Origin of the sequence: Streptomyces sp. Ru62 (genome assembly GCF_002920615.1) — a bacterium.
Classification (GTDB): domain Bacteria; phylum Actinomycetota; class Actinomycetes; order Streptomycetales; family Streptomycetaceae; genus Streptomyces.
Genome location: NZ_PQSU01000030.1, coordinates 1 through 18810, shown reverse-complemented (window position 1 = coordinate 18810; position 18810 = coordinate 1). Strand labels below are relative to the sequence as shown.

The following is an 18810-nucleotide window of genomic DNA, read 5'->3' as shown; positions in this document are numbered from 1 at the left end:
CGGAAAAGGCGACAAAGCCATTCAGTGGCATTGTCCCGGTCGTCGTGCCGTCGCGACAGCAAGATCCGCGACAGCACGCTGTGGACTGCGCCACGTTGCGCGTCCTCCGGTTCCGCCGTACCACACCCACCCCAAAACGGGCGTGCGTTCCGGACATTGGTGAACGAAGTTCGGCCCACCGGTGCGGTACAACGATCGGCCAGCCTACCGCGCGCGGTACGACAACAGGATCACGGGGCGCGGTCCGGCAATACCCCGCTGAGCAGGAACGCCACGTTCCGCTCGGTCTCCGTCCAGGCCCGGGTGTCGAGTTCGACGGACTGGAGCAGGGCGCACTCGACCCGGTACCCGTGCTCGGTCAGGTCGCGGCCGACGCGTTCGGCGACGTCCCGGGTGGCGGCGTGCGTGACGATGCGCTGCGGGCGCCGGTCGGCGACCGCGGAGACGACGGCCGGTCCCCCGCCGCCGACCCGTACGACGTCCGGTTCGTGCAGGTTTTCGAGGACGTGCGGGGCGCTGCCGTGCACGATCTGGAGCTGGACGCCGAAACGGCGCGCGGCGCTCTCGGTGCGGGCGCAGGCGGCCGGGTCGTGGTCGACGGCGATGACGGCCGCGCCGGCGCGCGCCGCTTCGGTGGCGAACGCGCCGCTGCCGCAGCCGATGTCCCAGACGAGGTCGCCGACCCGGGGCCCGAGGCGGGCGAGTTGGGCGGCGCGCAGCAGCTGGGTCTCGCCCTCGCCGAGACCGCCGGCCGGGCCGGCGCCGTAGCTCTCGTCGGGCTGCACCCAGCCGCGCGGGCCGGCGCCCGGGTCGCGTCCGGCGATCCAGCCGCCGCCCTCCTGCGCGGCGGCCGGTCCGCCGATGACGATGACGACGTTGGGGTCGCGCCAGGTGTGGTCGGCGGCCTTGTCGGAGGTGACGACGCTGACCTGTTCGCGTTCGGTGCCCAGTTCCTCGCAGATGACGAAGGTGCGGTGCACGCCCTCCAGGAGGAGGCCGAGTTCGGCGGGGCCGGCGCCCGGCGAGGTGAGGACGGCGACCTTGGTGTGGGCGCGGCAGACGTTCACGGCCCGGCGCAGGGTGCGCGGGTGGGCGACGACGACCTGGGCGTCGTCCCAGGGCATGCCGGCGCGGGCGAAGGCGGCGGCGACGGAGGAGACGGCGGGGACGACCTCGACCTCCAGGCCGAATTCCGGTGCGCGCAGGGTACGGACGACACCGAAGAAGCCGGGGTCGCCGTCGGCGAGCACGACCGCGGTGCCGCGATGGGCGGCGATGCGGCGGGCGGCCAGGGCGAGGCTGCCCAGGCGGACGCGTTCGGCGGTGGGCGGGACCTCGGGCAGCGCCAGGTGGTGGGCGGCGCCGGCCACGAGGGTGGCGGCGCCGAGGGCGGCCCGTGCCGCGTCGGTCAGCGGCGAGCCGTCCCAGCCGATCACCGTGACCCGGTCGGCCATCGTCGTCAGTCTCCAGTGGTTCTGCGCGGGTCTTCGAGGGGGGAATGCCCGGGGTGGGCTCCGTGAGAGTACCTGGTGAAGCTCGGAAGGCTCAGTTCCAGTCCGAGTACGAGGTGAAACCCCCCGTGTCGGCCTGCTGCTCGCCGGCCCCGGCGAGGTCCTCCGGAAGCAGGCTCCAGACGATGACGTCCGTGCGCACCTCGGTCCAGGCACCGTCCTCGGTCCTGGCGCGGGCTGTCCAGGCGTTGCGCAGGACGCCCTCGCTGATGCAGCCGATCTTCTGGGCCACCTGCTGGGAGGCGGTGTTGTCGGCGGCGGTGCGCAGTTCGAGCCGTTCGAACTTCTGGTCGTGGAAGAGCCACTGGGCGGTGGCGAGGACGGCTTCGGAGGCGTAGCCCTCGCCGCGGGCCCAGGGCGCGATGACGTACGCGATCTGGCAGGAGCGGACGCGCCAGTCCGTGTTCCTCAGGTGGACGATGCCGACGAGCCGCTGGGTGAGGAACTCGGTGACGGCGAGGACTATGCCGCGGCCCTCGGTGCGCTCGTCCGGGGCGCGGCGGGTGATCCACCGGTGGGCGTCGGCCTCGGTGTAGGGGTGCGGGACGGTGGTCCAGGCGACGACCTGTTCGTCGTTCATCATGTCGGCGAGGGCGGGCACGTCGTCCTCGTCGAGGGGACGCAGCACCAACCGCTCCGTGCTGATGGAGATGTTGGGGAAGGTGCTCGTCATGCGCCGCTCCGTAACCTTCGGAAGTTCCTCGAAAGACCGTCAGGACCGTCAGGTCTGCTGAACTGCCCAGCATGCAGCATGGAACCACCGAACCGCACGACGGGGTCCACACCCGGTGAGGGAGTGGACCCCGTGCGTCGCGAAACGCCGTGTACGCGCCGTCAGCCGCCGGTCGTCGGCAGGACGGACCCGTGGTACTTGTCCTGGATGAACGTCCGCACCTCGGGCGAGACGAGCAGCTTCGCGAGCTTCTTCACCCGTGGGTCGTCCTCGTGGCCGCGCTTGACGGCGAGGAGGTTGGCGTAGGGGTTGTCCTTCGCCGACTCAAGGAGGATCGCGTCCTCGGTGGGGCTGAGGCCCGCGTCCTGGGCGTAGTTGTTGTTGATGACCGCGGCGTCCACGTCACCGAGCGAGCGGGGCAGCTGGGCGGCCTCCAGCTCGCGGATCTTCAGGTGGCGGGGGTTGGACGTGATGTCCGCGGGGGACGCGTCGGTGCCGGCGCCGGCCTTCAGCCCGATGACGCCGCCCGCGGCCAGCAGCTTCAGGGCGCGGCCCTCGTTGGTGATGTCGTTCGGCACGGCGACGGTGGCTCCGTCGGCGAGCTCGGTGACCTTCTTCACCTTGTGGGAGTAGACGCCCATGGGCGGCAGGTAGGGCTTGACCACGGAGACGAGGTCGGTGCCCTTGGACTTGTTGAAGTCGTCCAGGTAGGGCTGGTTCTGGTAGAGGTTCGCGTCCAGCTCGCCCTCCTGGAGGGCGGTGTTCGGCAGGACGTAGTCCGTGAACTCCTTGATCTCCAGCTTCAGGCCGGCCTCGGCGGCGAGGTGGTCCCTGACGTAGGTGAGCACCTCGCCGGCCGGGACGGCGGTGGCGCCGACGACGAGGGTGTCGTCCGTGCCACCGCCCTTGCCGGAGTCCGTGCCGGAGCCGCAGGCGGTCAGGCCGAGGGCCAGGGCCGCCACGGCGATGACGGACATGCGCATGGGTCGGTCCTCCTCGCGGCTCAGAAGGACGGGATGACCGAGCCCTGGTACTTGTCCTCGATGAACTTCTTGACCTCGGGCGAGGTGAGGAGCTTGGCGAGCTTCTTCACCCGCGGGTCCTTCTCGTTGCCCTCCTTGACCGCGAGGAAGTTGCCGTACGGGCTGTTCTTCGCGGACTCCAGGACCAGGGCGTCCTTGGCGGGCTTGATGCCGGCGGAGATGGCGTAGTTGCCGTTGATCACGGCCGCGTCCACGTCGTCCAGGGAGCGCGCGGTCTGGGCCGCCTCGACCTCCTTGAACTTGAGGTCCTTGGGGTTCTTGGTGATGTCCTGCGGGGTCGCCTCGGTGCCGACGCCGTCCTTGAGGGCGATGAGCCCGTTGGCGGCGAGCAGCTTGAGGGCGCGCGCCTCGTTGACGGCGTCGTTCGGGACGGCGATGGTCGCACCGCTCTTGAGGGCGTCGGCCTTCTCGACCTTGTGGGAGTACAGGCCGAGCGGCTCCAGGTGCACCGTGACGACGGGCGCGATGTGGGTGCCGCGCTTCTTGTTGAAGTCGTCCAGGTACGGCTGGTTCTGGAAGTAGTTGGCGTCCACCGAACCGTCCTCGGTCGCCGTGTTCGGCGTGATGTAGTCGGTGAACTCCTTGACCTCCAGGTCGAGGCCCGCCTTCTTCGCCAGCTTGTCCTTGACGAAGTTCAGGATCTCGGCGTGCGGGGTCGGGCTCGCGGCGACGACCAGCGGGCCGCTGTAGTCGGAGGAGCCGGAGTCCTTGTCCGATCCGCAGGCGGTGAGCCCGAGGGTGAGGGCTCCGGCGGCGAGGACGGCGGTGGTGAACTTGGCGGTGTTACGCACGAAAAGTGCCTTTCCTTAAGGGTGGTGCGACCCCGGATCAGGGGCTGTCGGCGCGAAGCGCCGTCGTTGAGGGGTGGTGGTCGGGTGACGGGTGGGCGGACGGGGAACTCTGCGGAAGCTCAGGCGACCTTGCTGACGTCGGCCGCCGCCGGCTCCTTGGCCTTCAGCAGGCGGAGCTTGGGCGCCGGGCCCGAGCGGCCGCCCCGACGGTGCAGGGAGCGGGCCGCGAAGTCGCCGGCGAACTGGATGAGGGAGATGACGACGGCGAGGATCGCGACGGTGATCCACATGAGCTCGGTCTCGAAGCGCTGGTAGCCGTAGCGGACGGCGAGGTCGCCGAGGCCGCCGCCGCCGACGGTGCCGGCCATGGCGGAGTAGCCGATGAGGGCGATGAGCGTGGTCGTGGTGGAGGCGATCAGCGAGGGCAGGGCCTCGGGGATCAGGACCTTGCGGACGATCGTCCAGGTGTTGCCGCCCATGGACTGCACGGCCTCGACCAGGCCGTGGTCCACTTCGCGGACGGCCGTCTCGACCAGGCGGGCGAAGAACGGGATGCCGCCGATGGCGAGCGGCACGATCGCGGCGGTCGTGCCGATGGTCGTGCCGGTGACCCAGCGGGTGAAGCTCATCAGCGCGACCATCAGGATGATGAACGGCATGGACCGGCCGATGTTCACGACCTGGCCGACCACCTTGTTGGCGACGACGTTCTGGAGCAGGCCGCCCCGGTCGGTGACGACGAGGAGGAGGCCGAGCGGGAGGCCGGCCGCGACGGCGATCAGGGTGGACCAGAGCACCATCGTGAACGTCTCGGAACACGCCTGGGACAGCAGCGGCTGCATCTCGGACCAGGTCACTTGGCACCTTCCTTCACCAGCAGGGCCTCCTGGCCCACCACGTCGATCTGCAGGCCCTGTTCGCGCAGGAAGCCGACCGGCACCACGTTGTCCTCGTAGCGGCCGGGCAGTTCGATGCGCATGCGGCCGATCTGGAGGCCGCCGACGGTGTCGATGGCGGCGCCGAGGATCGATATGTCGATGTTGTAGGTGCGCGAGAGCTGGGAGATGACGGGCTGGGTGGCGGCCTCGCCGTGGAAGGTGATGTCGAGGACGGTCCGGTCGGTGCCGGTGGCCTCGCCGCCGACGGGGAACAGCGCGGCGGCCAGCTCCGAGCCCGGGGTGGCCAGCAGCTCGCTGACCGTGCCGGACTCCACGATCCGGCCCTTCTCCATCAGGGCGGCGGAGTCGCAGATCGACTTCACGACGTCCATCTCGTGGGTGATGAGCAGGACGGTCAGGCCGAGCTGCCGGTTCAGGTCGCGCAGCAGCTGGAGGATGGAGCGGGTGGTCTCCGGGTCGAGGGCGCTGGTGGCCTCGTCGGAGAGCAGCACCTTGGGGTCGCCGGCGAGGGCGCGGGCGATGCCGACGCGCTGCTTCTGGCCGCCGGAGAGCTGGGCGGGGTAGGCCTTGGCCTTGTCGGCGAGGCCGACCAGGTCGAGCAGCTCCAGCGCCTTGCGGGAGCGGGCCCGGCCGGACTGGCCGAGGATCTCCAGCGGCAGTTCGACGTTGTCCTGCACGGTCCGCGAGGACAGCAGGTTGAAGTGCTGGAAGACCATGCCGATCCGGCTGCGGGCCCGGCGCAGTTCCCGGCCGGCGCGCGGGCCGCGCCCGGCCAGGGCGGTGAGGTCCTGCCCGGCGACGGTCACGGTGCCGGAGGTGGGGCGCTCCAGCAGGTTGACGCAGCGGATGAGCGAGGACTTTCCGGCGCCGGACTGGCCGATGACGCCGTAGACCTCGCCTTCGCGGACGTGCAGATCGACGCCGTCGAGGGCGGTGACCTCACGGCCGCGGGAGCGGTAGACCTTGGTCAGGCCCGAGGTGGTGATCACGTGGGTTTCCGTCACTGTCGAGTGCGCGGGCGTGGGTGTGCCCGGGCACGGGTGCATGCGGTTCCGGCATGGAGGAAGGGATGTGCGTCCCGTACGGCCTACGGCGCACGGACATGCCACGGGTCTCGCTTCGGGGCGCGAGGCTCAGCTGATGCGGGGGCCCTCTAGAAGGCGCACATTCGACACATCAGGCGACACATACAACGAGCACCGGGCGTCAGGGTCGCCTCGGTCGCAAGGGTGCGGCAGCTCGTCGTGGTCATGCGAGAAGTAAAGCAGACGAACGGTCCTGACCGGCCGCCGCTGTCCGTATGGTGGACAGCCGCGGACAGGGGCGGTGGGATGCCCGGCCACGCGCGGTGACCTCCGCTCCCCCGTCCTTCACCAGTGCGGACAAGGCCGACGGCGCCCGCCCCGCCGGGCCGGCGCCCGGCTCGGCCGACGGCGGGTTGTGGCCAATGCCACGGTGGTCGCGCCGGACTGCGGGGGCGGCGGCGATGGGCTGTTTCCGCCGTAATAAGGTCACGGCATGCTCAATGCCCTGACGCTGGTGACCGGGGTCGCCGCGCTGTTGCTCGCCGCCTGGTGCGGCTGGGCCGCCTACCGCGACCAGCCGACCAAGGACTGGCACTTCATCGGCATGGCCGTGGTGTCGCTGCTGGCCCTGGTCCAGCTGGTCGTCGGGATCGTGCTGCTGGCGCGGGGCGAGAAGCCGGAGCAGGGCACGACGATCTTCGTGGCGTATCTGCTGGGCGCGTTCGCGTGCGTTCCGGCGGCGGGCTTCATGTCGCTGGCCGAGCGGACCCGCTGGGGCTCCGTGACGGTGGCCGCCGGCGGTGTGGTGCTGGCCGTGCTGGAAGTGCGGCTCTTCGACATCTGGGGAGGCTGAGGTGACGGCGGTGCAGGAGAAGCCGGCCCGCTTGATCGGCGGGCCGGGCATGCTGCTCGTCTGGTTCTACGGCGTGATGGTGGTCGGCGCGGTGTCGCGGTCCGCGTACCAGATCTCCACGGAGTTCGACCGGGCGCCGCTCGCGTACTCCCTGTCCGCCGTGGCCGGCGTGGTGTACGGGTTCATCACGTACACGCTGGTGCGCGGCGGGGAGACGGCTCGCCGGGCGGCACTGGTGTGCTGTGCGGCGGAGCTCGCGGGCGTGCTGATCGTCGGCACGTGGACCCTGGTCGAGCCGTCCGCGTTCCCGGATGCGACGGTGTGGTCGAAGTACGGGATGGGGTACGTCTTCATCCCCGTGCTCCTGCCGCTTTCCGCGATGTACTGGCTGCGGAAGGCTTCTGTCCGCAGGGGTGCCTGAGGGGCGTGGGCCGTTCCCCGCGCCCCTTCCGGGGCGCTTGCCCTCACGCCGTCTGCGCGTACGCGCCCGCCTGCTTCTCCAGGATGATCATCTCTACGCCGTCGGCGCCCCTGGCCCTGCCGACCGTCTCGTAGCCGGACCGGCGGTACAGGCGGAGATTGCCCTCGCTGCGGTGGCCGGTGAAGAGGCGGAAGCGGGTGGCGCCACGCTCGTCCGCCAGCGCGGCCTCGGCCGTGCGCAGCAGCCTCGCGCCGATGCCGTGACCCTGGAGGCGGGGGTGGACGCAGAGCTTGCCGATGGCCGCCGCGCCGTCCTCGGTGACCCTGCCGCGCACCGAGCCGACCACCTCGTCGCCGAGCCGGGCGACGAAGACGCAGTCGGAGGCGACCTCCTGACGGACGGACTCCAGGGTCTGCACGAGCGGGTCGATGCGGTAGTTGCCGTACAGCGCCGCCTCGCTCTGGAAGCACAGGTACTGGAGCCGGAAGATCTGCTCCGCGTCCTGTTCGGTCGCCACCGAGATGGTCACGCTCATGCCCATGTGCGCATGCCTCCCGCTCACCTGATCACCTGTCGTCCCCCACTCCTATCCCCGCGGTTCGCGCGCCGCAACCTCCGGTGTGAGCAATCGACGCAGACATCCAAGACATCTGGAGCGTTCCGGGCCGAGACTGCCCTGTGAGATACCCAACTCGCCCGCGATCTCCCGGTAGGTGAGGTCCTTCGGCGAGAGCAGCGCCTCGATGAGACGGGGGCAGCGGCCGGGCAGGCGGCGGACCGCGTCCCGCAGCGCGCGGTACCGGGCGGTGGTCAGGACGTGCTGCTCCGGCCCGGGGCGCAGGTCGTCGGCCGGGTCGGTGCCGTACGGACGTTCACGGCGGGTGGTGCGACGGGTGCGGCGCGCCTCGGCCCGGACGGCCCTGCGCAGCCAGCCGTGCGGGTCCGGCGGCGGTCCGTCGGTCTCCAGCCGCTCCAGGAGCCGGAGCCAGACGGCCTGCTCCAGGTCGCCCGGTTCGCCTCCCCCGGCATATGCCTCGGCGGATGCCTCGGCGGTGAGCAGGGGGCGCAGGGTGGCGACCAGGTCGTGCGTCATATGCGGAACGACGAGCCGCCCCGGCGGCGGGTTGCCGGGGCGGCGCACAGTCAGCCGAACGGAGTGCCGAGCGGCGGGCGGTTGACGCCCGGGGGCCGCCGGTCGTCCGGAGAGGGCCGTCAGTCCTTCAGGAAGTCGGCGCGGGCGAGCAGTCCGGTGTCGGCGTTGTCGGTGAAGACGCCGTCGATCCCGGTCGCGAAGTACGTCTTGAAGGCGCCGAAGACATCGCCGTAGGCGTCGGCCGCGGTGCCCTTGCGGTACTCGGCCGGCAGGAAGGGGTTCTCGTTCCGCATGGTGTAGGGGTGCAGGATCAGGCCGACCTTGTGCGCGTCGGAGACCAGCGTGGTCGGCTCGGCCAGGGTGCCGTCCGCCTTCTTCGGGATGATCAGGTCCAGGGTCGGACCGATGCCCTGGGCGTAACCGGCGATCTCGCGCAGACCCTTGGGCGTGACGAGGTCGGCGACCGTACGCGGGTCGTTCGCCTCGACGAAGTCGTACGGGCGGCTGTTCGCCGAGGAGAGCAGGACGACGAGCGGGTTGTCGACCAGCCGGTTCAGCCGCTGGATGCTGCTGGGCTCGAAGGACTGGAGGATGACCGGGGAGTTCCGGCCGTCCTTGCCGTACGTGCGCAGCAACTTGGCCACCCGCTCCTCCAGGCCGAGGCCCAGCTTGCGGAAGTAGGTGGGGTGCTTGGTCTCGGGGTAGATCCAGACCTGCTTGCCGCGCTTGCGGGTCTGCTCGTCCTGCCACCGCAGGACCTCTTCGAAGGTGGGGATCTCCCAGCGGCCGTTGTAGAGGGTGTTGTGCGGGCGGTTGGCCGGGATGCGCTCGACGGCGCGCAGCGTCTTCAGCTCGGCGAGCGTGAAGTCCTCGGTGAACCAGCCGGTGGTGGGGACCCCGTCGAGCACCTTGGTGGTCCTGCGGTCGGCGAACTCGGGGTGGGAGGCGACGTCCGTCGTGCCGCCGATCTCCGGCTCGTGCCGGCAGACCAGGTGACCGTCCTTGGTGGGCACCAGGTCGCCCGCCTCGACCACGTCGGCACCCAGGTCCAGGGCCAGCTCGTACGAGCCGAAGGTGTGTTCGGGGCGGTAGCCGCTGGCACCCCGGTGGCCGATGATCGTCGGCACCGGCAGGCTCTTCAGTCCGCGGCCGCCGTGTCCGGCCGTGCGGGCCTCGGCGGCCCGGGCCGTGCCGGACAGTCCGAGGACCGCTCCGCCCGCGCCGAGCACCGCGGCGCCGAGGAGCGCCCGCCGTCCCGTTCCCTGCGTCTGCTCGTTCGCCTGGTCGCTGTCCATGAGCGCCCTCCTGCCGCTTTCGTCCATCGGTGCGGCCCGATCGTAGGGGCGTGCACATGACGAGAGGGAGGCTCCGGCCCGAACACCCGGGTGCTGTCGGATGTCCTGCGAACGGCGGTAGGTGACGGGCCATCGGGGGCGGCGGCCCCCGGCCGGCGCGATGTCCGTCACATCGGCGCAAGACGGTTACGCGCCGTCTCATGCACGCCACCGCAGGTAAACCCGCGTCAACACTTCGTAAGACCTCGGTGAACCGGACGTCCCCGATGTGCGCGCGGCCCGGCGCCGCGAGTAATGTCCTCACCTGCACAGACTCATATCGCCCCCTTTGACATCGGAGGACCCGTTGTCCCGCTTCGCGCTCATCAAGGCAGTGCTCGGACCGATCATGCGCCTGATGTTCCGCCCACAGGTGGAGGGCGTGGAGAACATCCCCGGCGACGGTCCGGTGATTCTGGCCGGTAATCACCTCACGTTCATCGACTCGATGGTGCTGCCGCTGGTCAGCAAGCGGCAGGTGTTCTTCATCGGCAAGGACGAGTACGTCACCGGCAAGGGCGTCAAGGGCCGGCTGATGGCGTGGTTCTTCACCGGCGTCGGCATGATCCCGGTGGACCGGGACGGGGCGAGCGGCGGGGTGGCCGCGCTGATGACCGGACGGCGCATCCTGGAGGAGGGCAGGATCTTCGGGATCTACCCGGAGGGCACGCGGTCGCCCGACGGACGCCTGTACCGGGGCCGTACCGGTATCGCCCGCCTCACCCTGATGACCGGCGCGCCGGTGGTGCCGTTCGCCATGATCGGCACGGACAAGCTCCAGCCGGGGGGCCGGGGCATCCCGCGGCCCGGCCGGGTCACCGTCCGGTTCGGCGAGCCCATGGAGTTCTCGCGGTACGACGGCATGGACCGGGACCGGTACGTGCTGCGGGCGGTGACGGACTCGGTGATGGCCGAGGTGATGCGGCTGTCCGGGCAGGAGTACGTGGACATGTACGCCACGAAGGCGAAGGCCGCCTGAGGCCGCCTACGGCTCGTCAGACGGTTTCCGGACCCCTCGGCGGACCGGTGTTGGACCGGCTGCCGTCCGCCTGCCGGTGGAATCTGCCGCCGACACATAGGGCATTCGGCCGTATCAGACGGCCATATGACCACACAACATGTCTGATTCAGACATGTCCAAACCTTCTCGGCGTACTCTGCTCCGTACCCCGATCGCCGTCGCCGGCGCGGGATTCCTGGCAGCCTGCACCAGCTCCGGTTCCGAGCCCAGTTCCGGCCCTCGACACATGAACGGCGGGGAGAAGTTCGTCCCTGCCGGACCCCGGGGGTACGTCAACCCTTCGGATCCCGAGGTCCTGGCCGCCGAGCGGAGACGCGGGTCCGGCCGCGAACGCACCTTCAGCTTCACCGCCGCCGAGGCCAAGCTGGACCTGGGCGGGCGTTCGGTGCGCACGTGGGCGTACAACGAGGAGGTACCCGGCCCGCTGGTACGGGTCACGGCCGGTGACGTGCTCGACCTGACGCTCACCAACCGGCTGCCCGCCACGACCACGCTGCACTCCCACGGGGTGCGGCTGCGCTGCGACATGGACGGCGTGCCGGACCTGACCCAGCGGGCCATCCACCCCGGGAGCGACTTCCGCTACCGCTTCGTCGCCGAGCACCCGGGCACCTACCTGCTCCACTCCCACGTGGGGATGCAGCCCGACCGGGCCCTGTACGCGCCGCTCATCGTGGACGACCCCAAGGAGCCCCTCTCCTACGACAAGGAGTGGGTCGTGGTCCTGGACGACTGGCTCGACGGCGTGCAGGGCTCCACCCCGGAGGGCGTCCTGGAACAGCTCAAGCCCGGCGGCGCCATGGACATGGGGGGCATGGCCATGGGCCCCGGCCACGGCGGCCCGAGCGCGCACCGGTCGGACGCCCATCCGTCGGGGTCCAAGAAGTCCGCGGGGAAGTCCACGGGCCCCAACCGGGTGCTGCACGACTCCCACAGCCGCATGCTGCACGGGGAGGGCGGCAGCGTCGCCTACCCGTACTACCTCGTCAACGGGCGCCTGCCCGACAATCCGTCGGTGTTCCGCTGCCGCCCCGGCGACCGCGTGCGACTGCGCATCATCAACGCCGGTTCGGAGACCGCCTTCCGGGTGGCGCTGGGCGACCACACGATGACCGTCACCCACACCGACGGCTACCCCGTGAAGCACAAGCGGACCGACGCGCTCCTCGTCGGCATGGCGGAGCGGTACGACGTGCTGATCACCGCCCGGGACGGGGTCTTCCCCCTGGTGGCGCTGCCCGAGGGCAAGAAGGGCAGGGCCGTCGCCGTCCTGCGCACCGGCAAGGGGAGCGGAAACCTTCCCCCGGCCGACGTCCACCCGGACGAACTCGACGGCAACACCGTCCCCGCGCGCCGTCTGCTGCCCGCCGACTCGGTGGCCCTCACCGACCGGGACCCCGACCGGGAGATCCGCATCAGGATCACCGGCACCATGCAGAAGTTCGACTGGGGGTTCGACCACAAGCCCTACTCCCCGCAGCAGCGCCACCCCGTCCGCGCCGGTGAGCGGGTACGGCTCACCCTCATCAACGCCACGGGCATGTGGCATCCGATGCACCTGCACGGACACACGTTCTCGTTGACGGGGCTGGATTCCGTCGGGGCGCGCAAGGACACCGCGCTGGTGCTGCCGCACCGGAAGCTGGTGCTCGACTTCGACGCCGACAACCCCGGACTGTGGATGCTGCACTGTCACAACCAGTACCACTCGGAGAGCGGGATGATGACGGTGCTGGGTTACAAGCGCTGAGTTCCGGGGTGGTTCGGACGTGTTGCGGGCGCGGCCGCGTCGTGGCTCGTCGCGCAGTTCATCGCGCCCCCCGGGGGCCTGATCACCCGGCGCCTTCCAGCGTCTGGTCCTTCAGCAGGAACCACGCCGCCGCCGACGCCGTCAGGAGGACCGCCGCTCCTGCTCCGGAGGCCAGGTGGAGGCCGTGGACGAAGCTGTCGCGGGCCGCGTCCAGCAGGGCCTCCGCCCGGTGCGGGGACAGCTGCGCCGCCGCCTGCACCGCCGCGCCCAGGGACTCGTGGGCGCCGGCCGGGGTACCGGACGGCCCCGTGAAACCGCGGTAGACGCCGGTCACGATGGAGCCCAGCAGGGCGATGCCCAGTGCGGCGCCCAGTTCGTACGCCGTCTCGGACACCGCCGAGGCCGCGCCCGCCTGGTCCTTGGGGACGCCGGAGAGGATGACGTCGGCGGTCACCGTGAAGGAGAAGCCCGCTCCCACGCCCACGACCAGCAGGGCGGCACCGAGGACCGGGTAGCCGGTGGACTCGCCGAGCGTGGTCAGCGCGGCCAGGGCGACGCCGACCGCGGCCAGGCCGCCGGAGACCACCGCGCGGACCGAGAAGCGCCGGGCGGCCCGGCCCGCGACCAGACCGGCGGTCACCGCGCCGACCGCGGCGGGCAGTTCGGCCAGGCCCGCCTCGAAGGGGCGCCGGTCCTGGACGAGTTGCAGGTACTGGGAGAGGAAGAACACCAGGCCCGACATGCCGAGGACGGTCAGCAGGTCGGCGAGGACCGCTCCGCTGAAGCCACGGCGCCGGAAGAGCCGCATGTCCAGCAGCGGGACCGGCATGGTCAGCTGGCGGTGGACGAAGCCGTAGAGGGCCGCGGCGCCCACCAGGCCGGTGCCGAGGGTCATACCGGTGGGGCCGTGGGTGGCGGCCTCCTTGACCGCGTAGACCAGGGCGATCACGCCGACCAGCGAGAGCAGGACGCTGCCGAGGTCCCAGGGGCCCGGGTGCGGGTTGCGGGACTCGGGCAGGGTGCGGATGCCGACCAGGACCAGGACCGCCATCACCGGCAGGTTGATCAGGAAGACCGAGCCCCACCAGAAGTGTTCGAGGAGGAATCCGCCGGCGACCGGACCGACGGCCGTACCCGCGGAGGCGGTGGCGCCCCAGATGCCGACGGCGAGGCTGCGCTCGCGCGGGTCGTGGAAGATGTTCCGGATCAGGGCCAGGGTGGCGGGCATCAGGGTCGCGCCCGCGACACCGAGCAGCGCCCGGGCCAGGATCATCAGTCCGGGTGTCGTCGCGTAGGCGTTGAGCACGGACAGCGCGCCGAACGCCGTGGCCCCGCCCAGCAGGATCCGCTTGCGGCCGATGCGGTCACCGAGGCTGCCCATGGAGACCAGCAGACCGGCGATGACGAAGGAGTAGACGTCGCCGATCCACAGCAGCTGGGTGCCGGAGGGGTTCAGGTCCTCGCTGATGTAGGGGGTCGCCAGGCCGAGGACGGTGGCGTCGACGGCCACCAGCAGCACGGCCAGGACGAGGACGGAGAGCGCGAGCCAGCGGCCCGGGCGCTTCACCGCCTCGGTCGACTGTGCCGGCCGCACGGTGCTGGTCATGATTCCTCTCTTCGCAGAGCGCCGCCGAGCAGCAACTCGGCGATCATGGTCGGGAAGTCCCGGGAGGCCACGCGGCCGTCCAGGGTGGCCCAGGCGCAGGAGGCGATCAGGCCGTACAGCGCCTCGGTGAGCCAGACCGGGCTGAGGTCGATGCGGAACTCGCCGGCGCGCTGTCCGCGCTGGAACAGGGCGCCCATCCGGGCGTCCAGGCGCTGCCAGCCCTCGTTCTGCCGGTCGCCCTCCCACAGCTGGTTCTCGCCGTAGAGGAACGCGAGCAGCCCGGCGGCCGGCTGGATCTCGCGGACGAGCCTGCGGACGGCCTCGGCGGCGGATCCCTCCTCCGGCCGGGCCCGGTCCAGCGCCCCCTCGCACTCCGCGATGCCGAGCTGTTCCAGCGCCCGGACGAGCGCGTCCCGGCCGGCGAAGTGGCGGTGCAGCGTGGCCCGGCTGATCCCCGCGGCCTTGGCGACCTCGTCCATGGTCGCGGTGGATCTGCGGGTCAGCAGGGCGGCGGCGCTGCGCAGCACGTGGTCACGATCGAGGGCCATGAGACAAGCGTAGCCCAGGTGAGACAATGATGTCTCACACTGGGCACGGATGACTCATGAAGGGTGGTGGGTCGGGCGCTCGTCAGTGCCAGGGCAGCTGTCCGCGCCGCTCCCAGTAGGCGCGCGGGTCCTCCGCCAGCGCGTCGAGGCGGGTGAGCTGGTCCTCGTCGAGGTCGACGGCGGGGGCGTGGAGGTTGGAGACGAGCTGCGGGACGGTCACGGCGCCGGAGAGGACGACTCCGACCCAGGGCCGGCGCAGGATCCAGGCGAGGGCGACCGCGTCACAGCCCATTCCGGTCGCGGCGGCCACGGCCTTCAGCGCGTCCGGGGCGTGCGGCTCGGCCAGCCGGCCGTTCGCCATGCCCTCCTTGACGATCACGGTGAGCCCGGCGTCGTGCGCCTCGGCGAGGGCCGGACCGGCCGACGTCTCCAGGGCGTTGTAGGTCGACTGCACGGTACGGAAGAGGGGTTCGCCGTCGACCGTGACCGCGAGGGCGGCGCGGATGGCGTCGGCCTGGGCGGGGCCGCTGGTGGAGAAGCCGACGGTGAGGCCCTGAGCGGCGGCTTCCGCCAGCCTGGCGTGCAGGTCCTTGTCGGTGAGGGCCGGGCTGTCCGGGGTCACCGAGTGGATCTGGTAGAGGTCGAGCCGGTCGCCGAGCAGGGCGTCGGTCTCGGCGCGCTGCCGTTCGTAGGTGGCGAGGCTGTGGTCCTTGACCTCGTGCCGCTCGGCGTCGGTGGACCAGCCGGCCGTGTAGGTGTAGCCCCACTTGCTGCCCACGACCACGTCGTCGATCCCCGGGTGGGCGTTCAGCCAGTCGGCGAGGAACTCCTCGGAGCGGCCGTAGGAGCGGGCGGCGTCGACGTAGCGGACGCCCTGGGCGTAGGCGGCGTCGAGGAGTTCGTGGGTCCGGGCGCGCAGTGCTTCGACGCTGCGGTCCTCCCCGAGGTCTTCGTCGCGGCCGAGGTTGATGTAGCCGGGGCGACCCACTGCGGCGAGGCCCAGGCCGATGTGACAGGTGGGGGTCGTCGCTGTGGCCAGTCGCGCGAAGGGCATCGCGGGCTCCGTTCGGTCGGCTCGGTGGGGCTCGCGACCAACGTAACCCGCGATGCCCTGGTGATCGCGGTCGAGAGGCGGGGGGCTGTCCCTCAGCTCTGCTTCTTCGCCGCCGCCCACTGGTGCTGGGCCGCCACGTCCGCCTTGACCTCCGCCAGCTGGACGGCGACCGCGCTCGGGGCCGTACCGCCACGCCCGTTGCGGGAGGCGAGGGCGCCCGGGACGTTGAGGACGGAGCGGACCTCCGGGGTGAGGTGCGCGGAGATCTTCGCGAACTGCTCGTCCGTGAGGTCGTCCAGCTCCTTGCCCTCCGCCTCGGCGACCTTGACGCACTCCCCCGCGACCTCGTGCGCGACGCGGAACGGCACGCCCTGCTTGACCAGCCACTCGGCGATGTCGGTGGCGAGGGAGAAGCCGGCCGGGGCCAGTTCCTCCATGCGCTCGCGGTGGACGGTGAGGGTGGCGACCATGCCGGTGAAGGCCGGGAGCAGCACCTCCAGCTGGTCGCAGGAGTCGAAGACCGGCTCCTTGTCCTCCTGGAGGTCGCGGTTGTAGGCGAGGGGCAGGGCCTTGAGGGTGGCGAGGAGTCCGGTGAGGTTGCCGATCAGCCGGCCGGACTTGCCCCGGGCCAGCTCGGCGATGTCCGGGTTCTTCTTCTGCGGCATGATCGACGAGCCCGTGGAGAACGCGTCGTGCAGGGTGACGAAGGAGAACTCCTTCGTGTTCCAGATGATGATCTCCTCGGCGATCCGGGAGAGGTTCACGCCGATCATCGCGGTGATGAAGGCGAACTCGGCGACGAAGTCCCGGGAGGCCGTGCCGTCGATGGAGTTGGCGGCGCTGCCGTGCTCGAAGCCGAGGTCGCGCGCGACCGCCTCCGGGTCCAGGCCCAGGGAGGAGCCGGCGAGGGCGCCGGAGCCGTACGGCGACACGGCCGTCCGCTCGTCCCACTGGCGCAGCCGCTCGGCGTCCCGGGACAGGGACTGGACGTGGGCCAGGACATGGTGGGCGAAGAGCACCGGCTGGGCGTGCTGGAGGTGGGTGCGGCCGGGCATCGCCACGTCGGGGTGGGCCTCGGCGAGGCCGATCAGGGCGTCCTGGAGGTCGGCGATCAGGCCGCCGATGATCCGGGCGTGGTCGCGCAGGTACATCCGGAAGAGGGTGGCGACCTGGTCGTTGCGGGACCGGCCGGCGCGGAGCTTGCCGCCGAGGTCGGGGCCGAGGCGTTCCAGCAGGCCGCGTTCCAGGGCGGTGTGCACGTCCTCGTCGGCGATCGTGCCGACGAAGGTGCCGGCGGCCACGTCGGCCTCCAGCTCGTCGAGCCCGGCGAGCATGCGCTGGAGTTCGTCCTCGGTGAGGAGTCCCGCCGTGTGCAGCACGCGCGCGTGGGCACGCGAGCCGGCGATGTCGTAGGGGGCGAGCCGCCAGTCGAAGTGGACGGACGCCGACAGCTTCGCCAGGGCCTCGGCCGGACCGTCGGCGAAACGGCCGCCCCAGAGCCGTACGTCACCGCTGTTGCTGCTCACTTGCGTTGCTCCTCGAAGCTCTAGGTGTGGCTCTGGGTATGGCTCTAGGTGTGCCACCGCCTCCCCACCTTTCCAGGCGAGGAGGCGGCTGTCAGGCTGATGCGTGTGAGGTGAACCCGTGCGTGTGACCGGTCGCGGCTACGCCAGGTCCCGCTTGGCCGCGATCTTCGACGACAGGCTGTAGATGTCGATGAAGCCCTTCGCCGCCGACTGGTCGAAGGTGTCGCCGGTGTCGTAGGTGGCGAGGTTGAAGTCGTACAGGGACTCCGTCGAGCGCCGGCCGGTGACGACGGCACGGCCGCCGTGCAGGGTCATCCGGACGTCGCCGGTGACGTGCTGGTTGGCCTCGTTGATGAAGCCGTCCAGGGCGCGCTTGAGCGGGGAGAACCACTGGCCGTCGTAGACCAGTTCGCCCCAGCGCTGCTCGACCTGCCGCTTGTAGCGGGCGAGTTCGCGCTCGACGGTGACGTTCTCCAGCTCCTGGTGGGCGGTGATCAGGGCGATCGCGCCCGGGGCCTCGTACACCTCGCGGGACTTGATGCCGACGAGGCGGTCCTCGACCATGTCGATCCGGCCGATGCCCTGGGCGCCGGCGCGCTCGTTGAGCTGCTGGATGGCCTGGAGGACGGTGACGGGCTTGCCGTCGATGGCGACCGGGACGCCCTCCTTGAAGCTGATGACCACCTCGTCGGCCTCGCGCGGGACGGCCGGGTTGGAGGTGTACTCGTAGATGTCCTCGATCGGGGCGTTCCAGATGTCCTCCAGGAAGCCCGTCTCGACCGCGCGTCCGAAGACGTTCTGGTCGATGGAGTACGGGGACTTCTTGGTGGTGGCGATCGGGAGCTGCTTCTCCTCGCAGAAGGCGATCGCCTTGTCCCGGGTCATGGCGTAGTCACGGACCGGTGCGATGCACTTGAGGTCGGGGGCGAGGGCGACGATGCCGGCCTCGAAGCGGACCTGGTCGTTGCCCTTGCCGGTGCAGCCGTGGGCGACCGTGGTGGCGCCGTGCTTCTCGGCGGCGGCCACGAGGTGCTTGACGATCGTGGGCCGGGACAGCGCGGAGACCAGCGGGTAGCGGTCCATGTAGAGGGCGTTGGCCTTGATCGCCGGGAGGCAGTACTCGTCGGCGAACTCGTCCTTGGCGTCCGCGACCTCGGCCTCGACGGCGCCGCACGCGAGGGCGCGCTTGCGGATGACGTCCAGGTCCTCGCCGCCCTGGCCGACGTCGACCGCAACGGCGATGACCTCGGCGCCCGTCTCCTCGGCGATCCAGCCGATGGCGACGGAGGTGTCCAGACCGCCTGAGTAGGCGAGTACGACGCGCTCGGTCACGGGTTTCTCCTCACAGTACATTCGCTGACATGCATGAGTATGCAGAACTCTGCATGATTCGTCAATCTCCTCTGGGGCTGAACGCGTGCAACCGCTTTCTCGTACTCCTCGCCGAACGCAGGCGCCGCGTTCGTCCGACGACGACACCTCCGATCCGAGTGAGGCATTCGCATGTCCAGGGCTCTTCCGAAGTACAACAAGCGTCGTGTGGCGGTCATCGGCGGCGCCGCCGCCGTGGTGCTGTCCGGCGCGGTGATCGCCGGCTCCGCCCTCGCCGGCACCCCCGCCAAGAGCGACGGCGCGACCGGTGCCCGAACCCTGGCGAGCCCC

The 18810-nt window shown here is 70.9% G+C and carries 18 protein-coding genes; 4 read left to right on the top strand and 14 right to left on the bottom strand.

From position 1 onward, the window contains the following. Window positions 1-230 precede the first annotated feature (230 nt). The 6 genes from cbiE to C3492_RS33115 all read right to left on the bottom strand — a co-directional run bounded on the left by cbiE (window position 231) and on the right by C3492_RS33115 (window position 5906). On the bottom strand, window positions 231-1454 hold the full coding sequence (cbiE, locus tag C3492_RS33140) for a precorrin-6y C5,15-methyltransferase (decarboxylating) subunit CbiE (protein WP_103816353.1): 1224 nt from the start codon (window positions 1452-1454) through the stop codon (window positions 231-233). A 91-nt stretch (window positions 1455-1545) separates the two neighbouring features. Further along, complete coding sequence (locus tag C3492_RS33135; RefSeq protein ID WP_103816352.1) at window positions 1546-2184, bottom strand: GNAT family N-acetyltransferase; 639 nt, start codon at window positions 2182-2184, stop codon at window positions 1546-1548. A gap of 161 nt (window positions 2185-2345) precedes the next feature. Beyond that, complete coding sequence (locus C3492_RS33130) at window positions 2346-3167, bottom strand: MetQ/NlpA family ABC transporter substrate-binding protein (protein ID WP_103816351.1); 822 nt, start codon at window positions 3165-3167, stop codon at window positions 2346-2348. A gap of 20 nt (window positions 3168-3187) precedes the next feature. After that, window positions 3188-4018: a MetQ/NlpA family ABC transporter substrate-binding protein gene (locus C3492_RS33125; RefSeq protein WP_103816350.1), complete on the bottom strand. Its 831-nt coding sequence runs from the start codon at window positions 4016-4018 to the stop codon at window positions 3188-3190. Between the two features lie 119 nt (window positions 4019-4137). After that, window positions 4138-4875, bottom strand: a complete 738-nt coding sequence (locus C3492_RS33120; protein WP_181140680.1) for a methionine ABC transporter permease — start codon at window positions 4873-4875, stop codon at window positions 4138-4140. After that, the gene (locus C3492_RS33115) at window positions 4872-5906 is read right to left on the bottom strand and encodes a methionine ABC transporter ATP-binding protein (protein ID WP_165951661.1); all 1035 of its coding nucleotides are present in this window, start codon (window positions 5904-5906) and stop codon (window positions 4872-4874) included. Before C3492_RS33115 ends, C3492_RS33120 begins: the two co-directional genes overlap by 4 nt. A 529-nt stretch (window positions 5907-6435) precedes the next feature. Here C3492_RS33115 and C3492_RS33110 point away from each other — a divergent pair. Together C3492_RS33110 and C3492_RS33105 are read left to right on the top strand one after the other, a co-directional pair. Then, the gene (locus C3492_RS33110; RefSeq protein ID WP_103816348.1) at window positions 6436-6795 is read left to right on the top strand and encodes a hypothetical protein; all 360 of its coding nucleotides are present in this window, start codon (window positions 6436-6438) and stop codon (window positions 6793-6795) included. Between the two features lies 1 nt (window position 6796). Then, window positions 6797-7216 carry a hypothetical protein gene (locus C3492_RS33105; protein WP_103816347.1) on the top strand — a complete coding sequence of 140 codons (420 nt, stop codon included), beginning with the start codon at window positions 6797-6799 and terminating at the stop codon, window positions 7214-7216. Window positions 7217-7259: 43 nt separating this feature from the next. Here the strand turns inward: C3492_RS33105 and C3492_RS33100 are convergent, their stop codons facing one another. The 3 genes from C3492_RS33100 to C3492_RS33090 all read right to left on the bottom strand — a co-directional run bounded on the left by C3492_RS33100 (window position 7260) and on the right by C3492_RS33090 (window position 9604). Further along, complete coding sequence (locus tag C3492_RS33100) at window positions 7260-7757, bottom strand: GNAT family N-acetyltransferase (RefSeq protein ID WP_103816346.1); 498 nt, start codon at window positions 7755-7757, stop codon at window positions 7260-7262. A 45-nt stretch (window positions 7758-7802) separates the two neighbouring features. Then, window positions 7803-8309 carry a sigma-70 family RNA polymerase sigma factor gene (locus C3492_RS33095; protein ID WP_103816345.1) on the bottom strand — a complete coding sequence of 169 codons (507 nt, stop codon included), beginning with the start codon at window positions 8307-8309 and terminating at the stop codon, window positions 7803-7805. Window positions 8310-8428: 119 nt separating this feature from the next. Beyond that, window positions 8429-9604 (bottom strand): glycerophosphodiester phosphodiesterase, encoded by a 1176-nt coding sequence (locus C3492_RS33090; RefSeq protein WP_103816344.1) that lies wholly within the window; start codon window positions 9602-9604, stop codon window positions 8429-8431. Window positions 9605-9932: 328 nt separating this feature from the next. Here C3492_RS33090 and C3492_RS33085 point away from each other — a divergent pair, with 328 nt between their 5' ends. Continuing rightward, window positions 9933-10622, top strand: coding sequence for a 1-acyl-sn-glycerol-3-phosphate acyltransferase (locus C3492_RS33085; RefSeq protein ID WP_103816343.1), 690 nt, complete (start codon window positions 9933-9935; stop codon window positions 10620-10622). A gap of 154 nt (window positions 10623-10776) precedes the next feature. Further along, window positions 10777-12414 (top strand): multicopper oxidase family protein, encoded by a 1638-nt coding sequence (locus tag C3492_RS33080; RefSeq protein WP_103816342.1) that lies wholly within the window; start codon window positions 10777-10779, stop codon window positions 12412-12414. An 82-nt stretch (window positions 12415-12496) separates the two neighbouring features. Here the strand turns inward: C3492_RS33080 and C3492_RS33075 are convergent, their stop codons facing one another. From C3492_RS33075 to C3492_RS33055, 5 genes are all read right to left on the bottom strand, one after another. Beyond that, on the bottom strand, window positions 12497-14020 hold the full coding sequence (locus C3492_RS33075) for an MFS transporter (protein ID WP_103816341.1): 1524 nt from the start codon (window positions 14018-14020) through the stop codon (window positions 12497-12499). Next, window positions 14017-14568, bottom strand: coding sequence for a TetR/AcrR family transcriptional regulator (locus tag C3492_RS33070; RefSeq protein WP_103816340.1), 552 nt, complete (start codon window positions 14566-14568; stop codon window positions 14017-14019). Before C3492_RS33070 ends, C3492_RS33075 begins: the two co-directional genes overlap by 4 nt. Window positions 14569-14650: 82 nt before the next feature. Further along, the gene (locus C3492_RS33065) at window positions 14651-15622 is read right to left on the bottom strand and encodes an aldo/keto reductase (protein WP_103816339.1); all 972 of its coding nucleotides are present in this window, start codon (window positions 15620-15622) and stop codon (window positions 14651-14653) included. Window positions 15623-15714: 92 nt separating this feature from the next. Beyond that, window positions 15715-17148, bottom strand: a complete 1434-nt coding sequence (gene argH, locus C3492_RS33060) for an argininosuccinate lyase (RefSeq protein WP_103816338.1) — start codon at window positions 17146-17148, stop codon at window positions 15715-15717. Between the two features lie 138 nt (window positions 17149-17286). Further along, window positions 17287-18480 carry an argininosuccinate synthase gene (locus C3492_RS33055; protein WP_103816337.1) on the bottom strand — a complete coding sequence of 398 codons (1194 nt, stop codon included), beginning with the start codon at window positions 18478-18480 and terminating at the stop codon, window positions 17287-17289. Window positions 18481-18810 lie beyond the last annotated feature (330 nt).

Excerpts from the sequence above, each read along its gene's own strand:
- cbiE (WP_103816353.1), bottom strand. The coding sequence starts at position 1,454 with ATGGCCGACCGGGTCACGGTGATCGGCTGGGACGGCTCGCCGCTGACC.
- C3492_RS33135 (WP_103816352.1), bottom strand. The coding sequence starts at position 2,184 with ATGACGAGCACCTTCCCCAACATCTCCATCAGCACGGAGCGGTTGGTG.
- C3492_RS33130 (WP_103816351.1), bottom strand. The coding sequence starts at position 3,167 with ATGCGCATGTCCGTCATCGCCGTGGCGGCCCTGGCCCTCGGCCTGACC.
- C3492_RS33110 (WP_103816348.1), top strand. The coding sequence starts at position 6,436 with ATGCTCAATGCCCTGACGCTGGTGACCGGGGTCGCCGCGCTGTTGCTC.
- C3492_RS33100 (WP_103816346.1), bottom strand. The coding sequence starts at position 7,757 with ATGGGCATGAGCGTGACCATCTCGGTGGCGACCGAACAGGACGCGGAG.
- C3492_RS33095 (WP_103816345.1), bottom strand. The coding sequence starts at position 8,309 with ATGACGCACGACCTGGTCGCCACCCTGCGCCCCCTGCTCACCGCCGAG.
- C3492_RS33090 (WP_103816344.1), bottom strand. The coding sequence starts at position 9,604 with ATGGACAGCGACCAGGCGAACGAGCAGACGCAGGGAACGGGACGGCGG.
- C3492_RS33080 (WP_103816342.1), top strand. The coding sequence starts at position 10,777 with ATGTCCAAACCTTCTCGGCGTACTCTGCTCCGTACCCCGATCGCCGTC.
- C3492_RS33075 (WP_103816341.1), bottom strand. The coding sequence starts at position 14,020 with ATGACCAGCACCGTGCGGCCGGCACAGTCGACCGAGGCGGTGAAGCGC.
- C3492_RS33070 (WP_103816340.1), bottom strand. The coding sequence starts at position 14,568 with ATGGCCCTCGATCGTGACCACGTGCTGCGCAGCGCCGCCGCCCTGCTG.
- C3492_RS33065 (WP_103816339.1), bottom strand. The coding sequence starts at position 15,622 with ATGCCCTTCGCGCGACTGGCCACAGCGACGACCCCCACCTGTCACATC.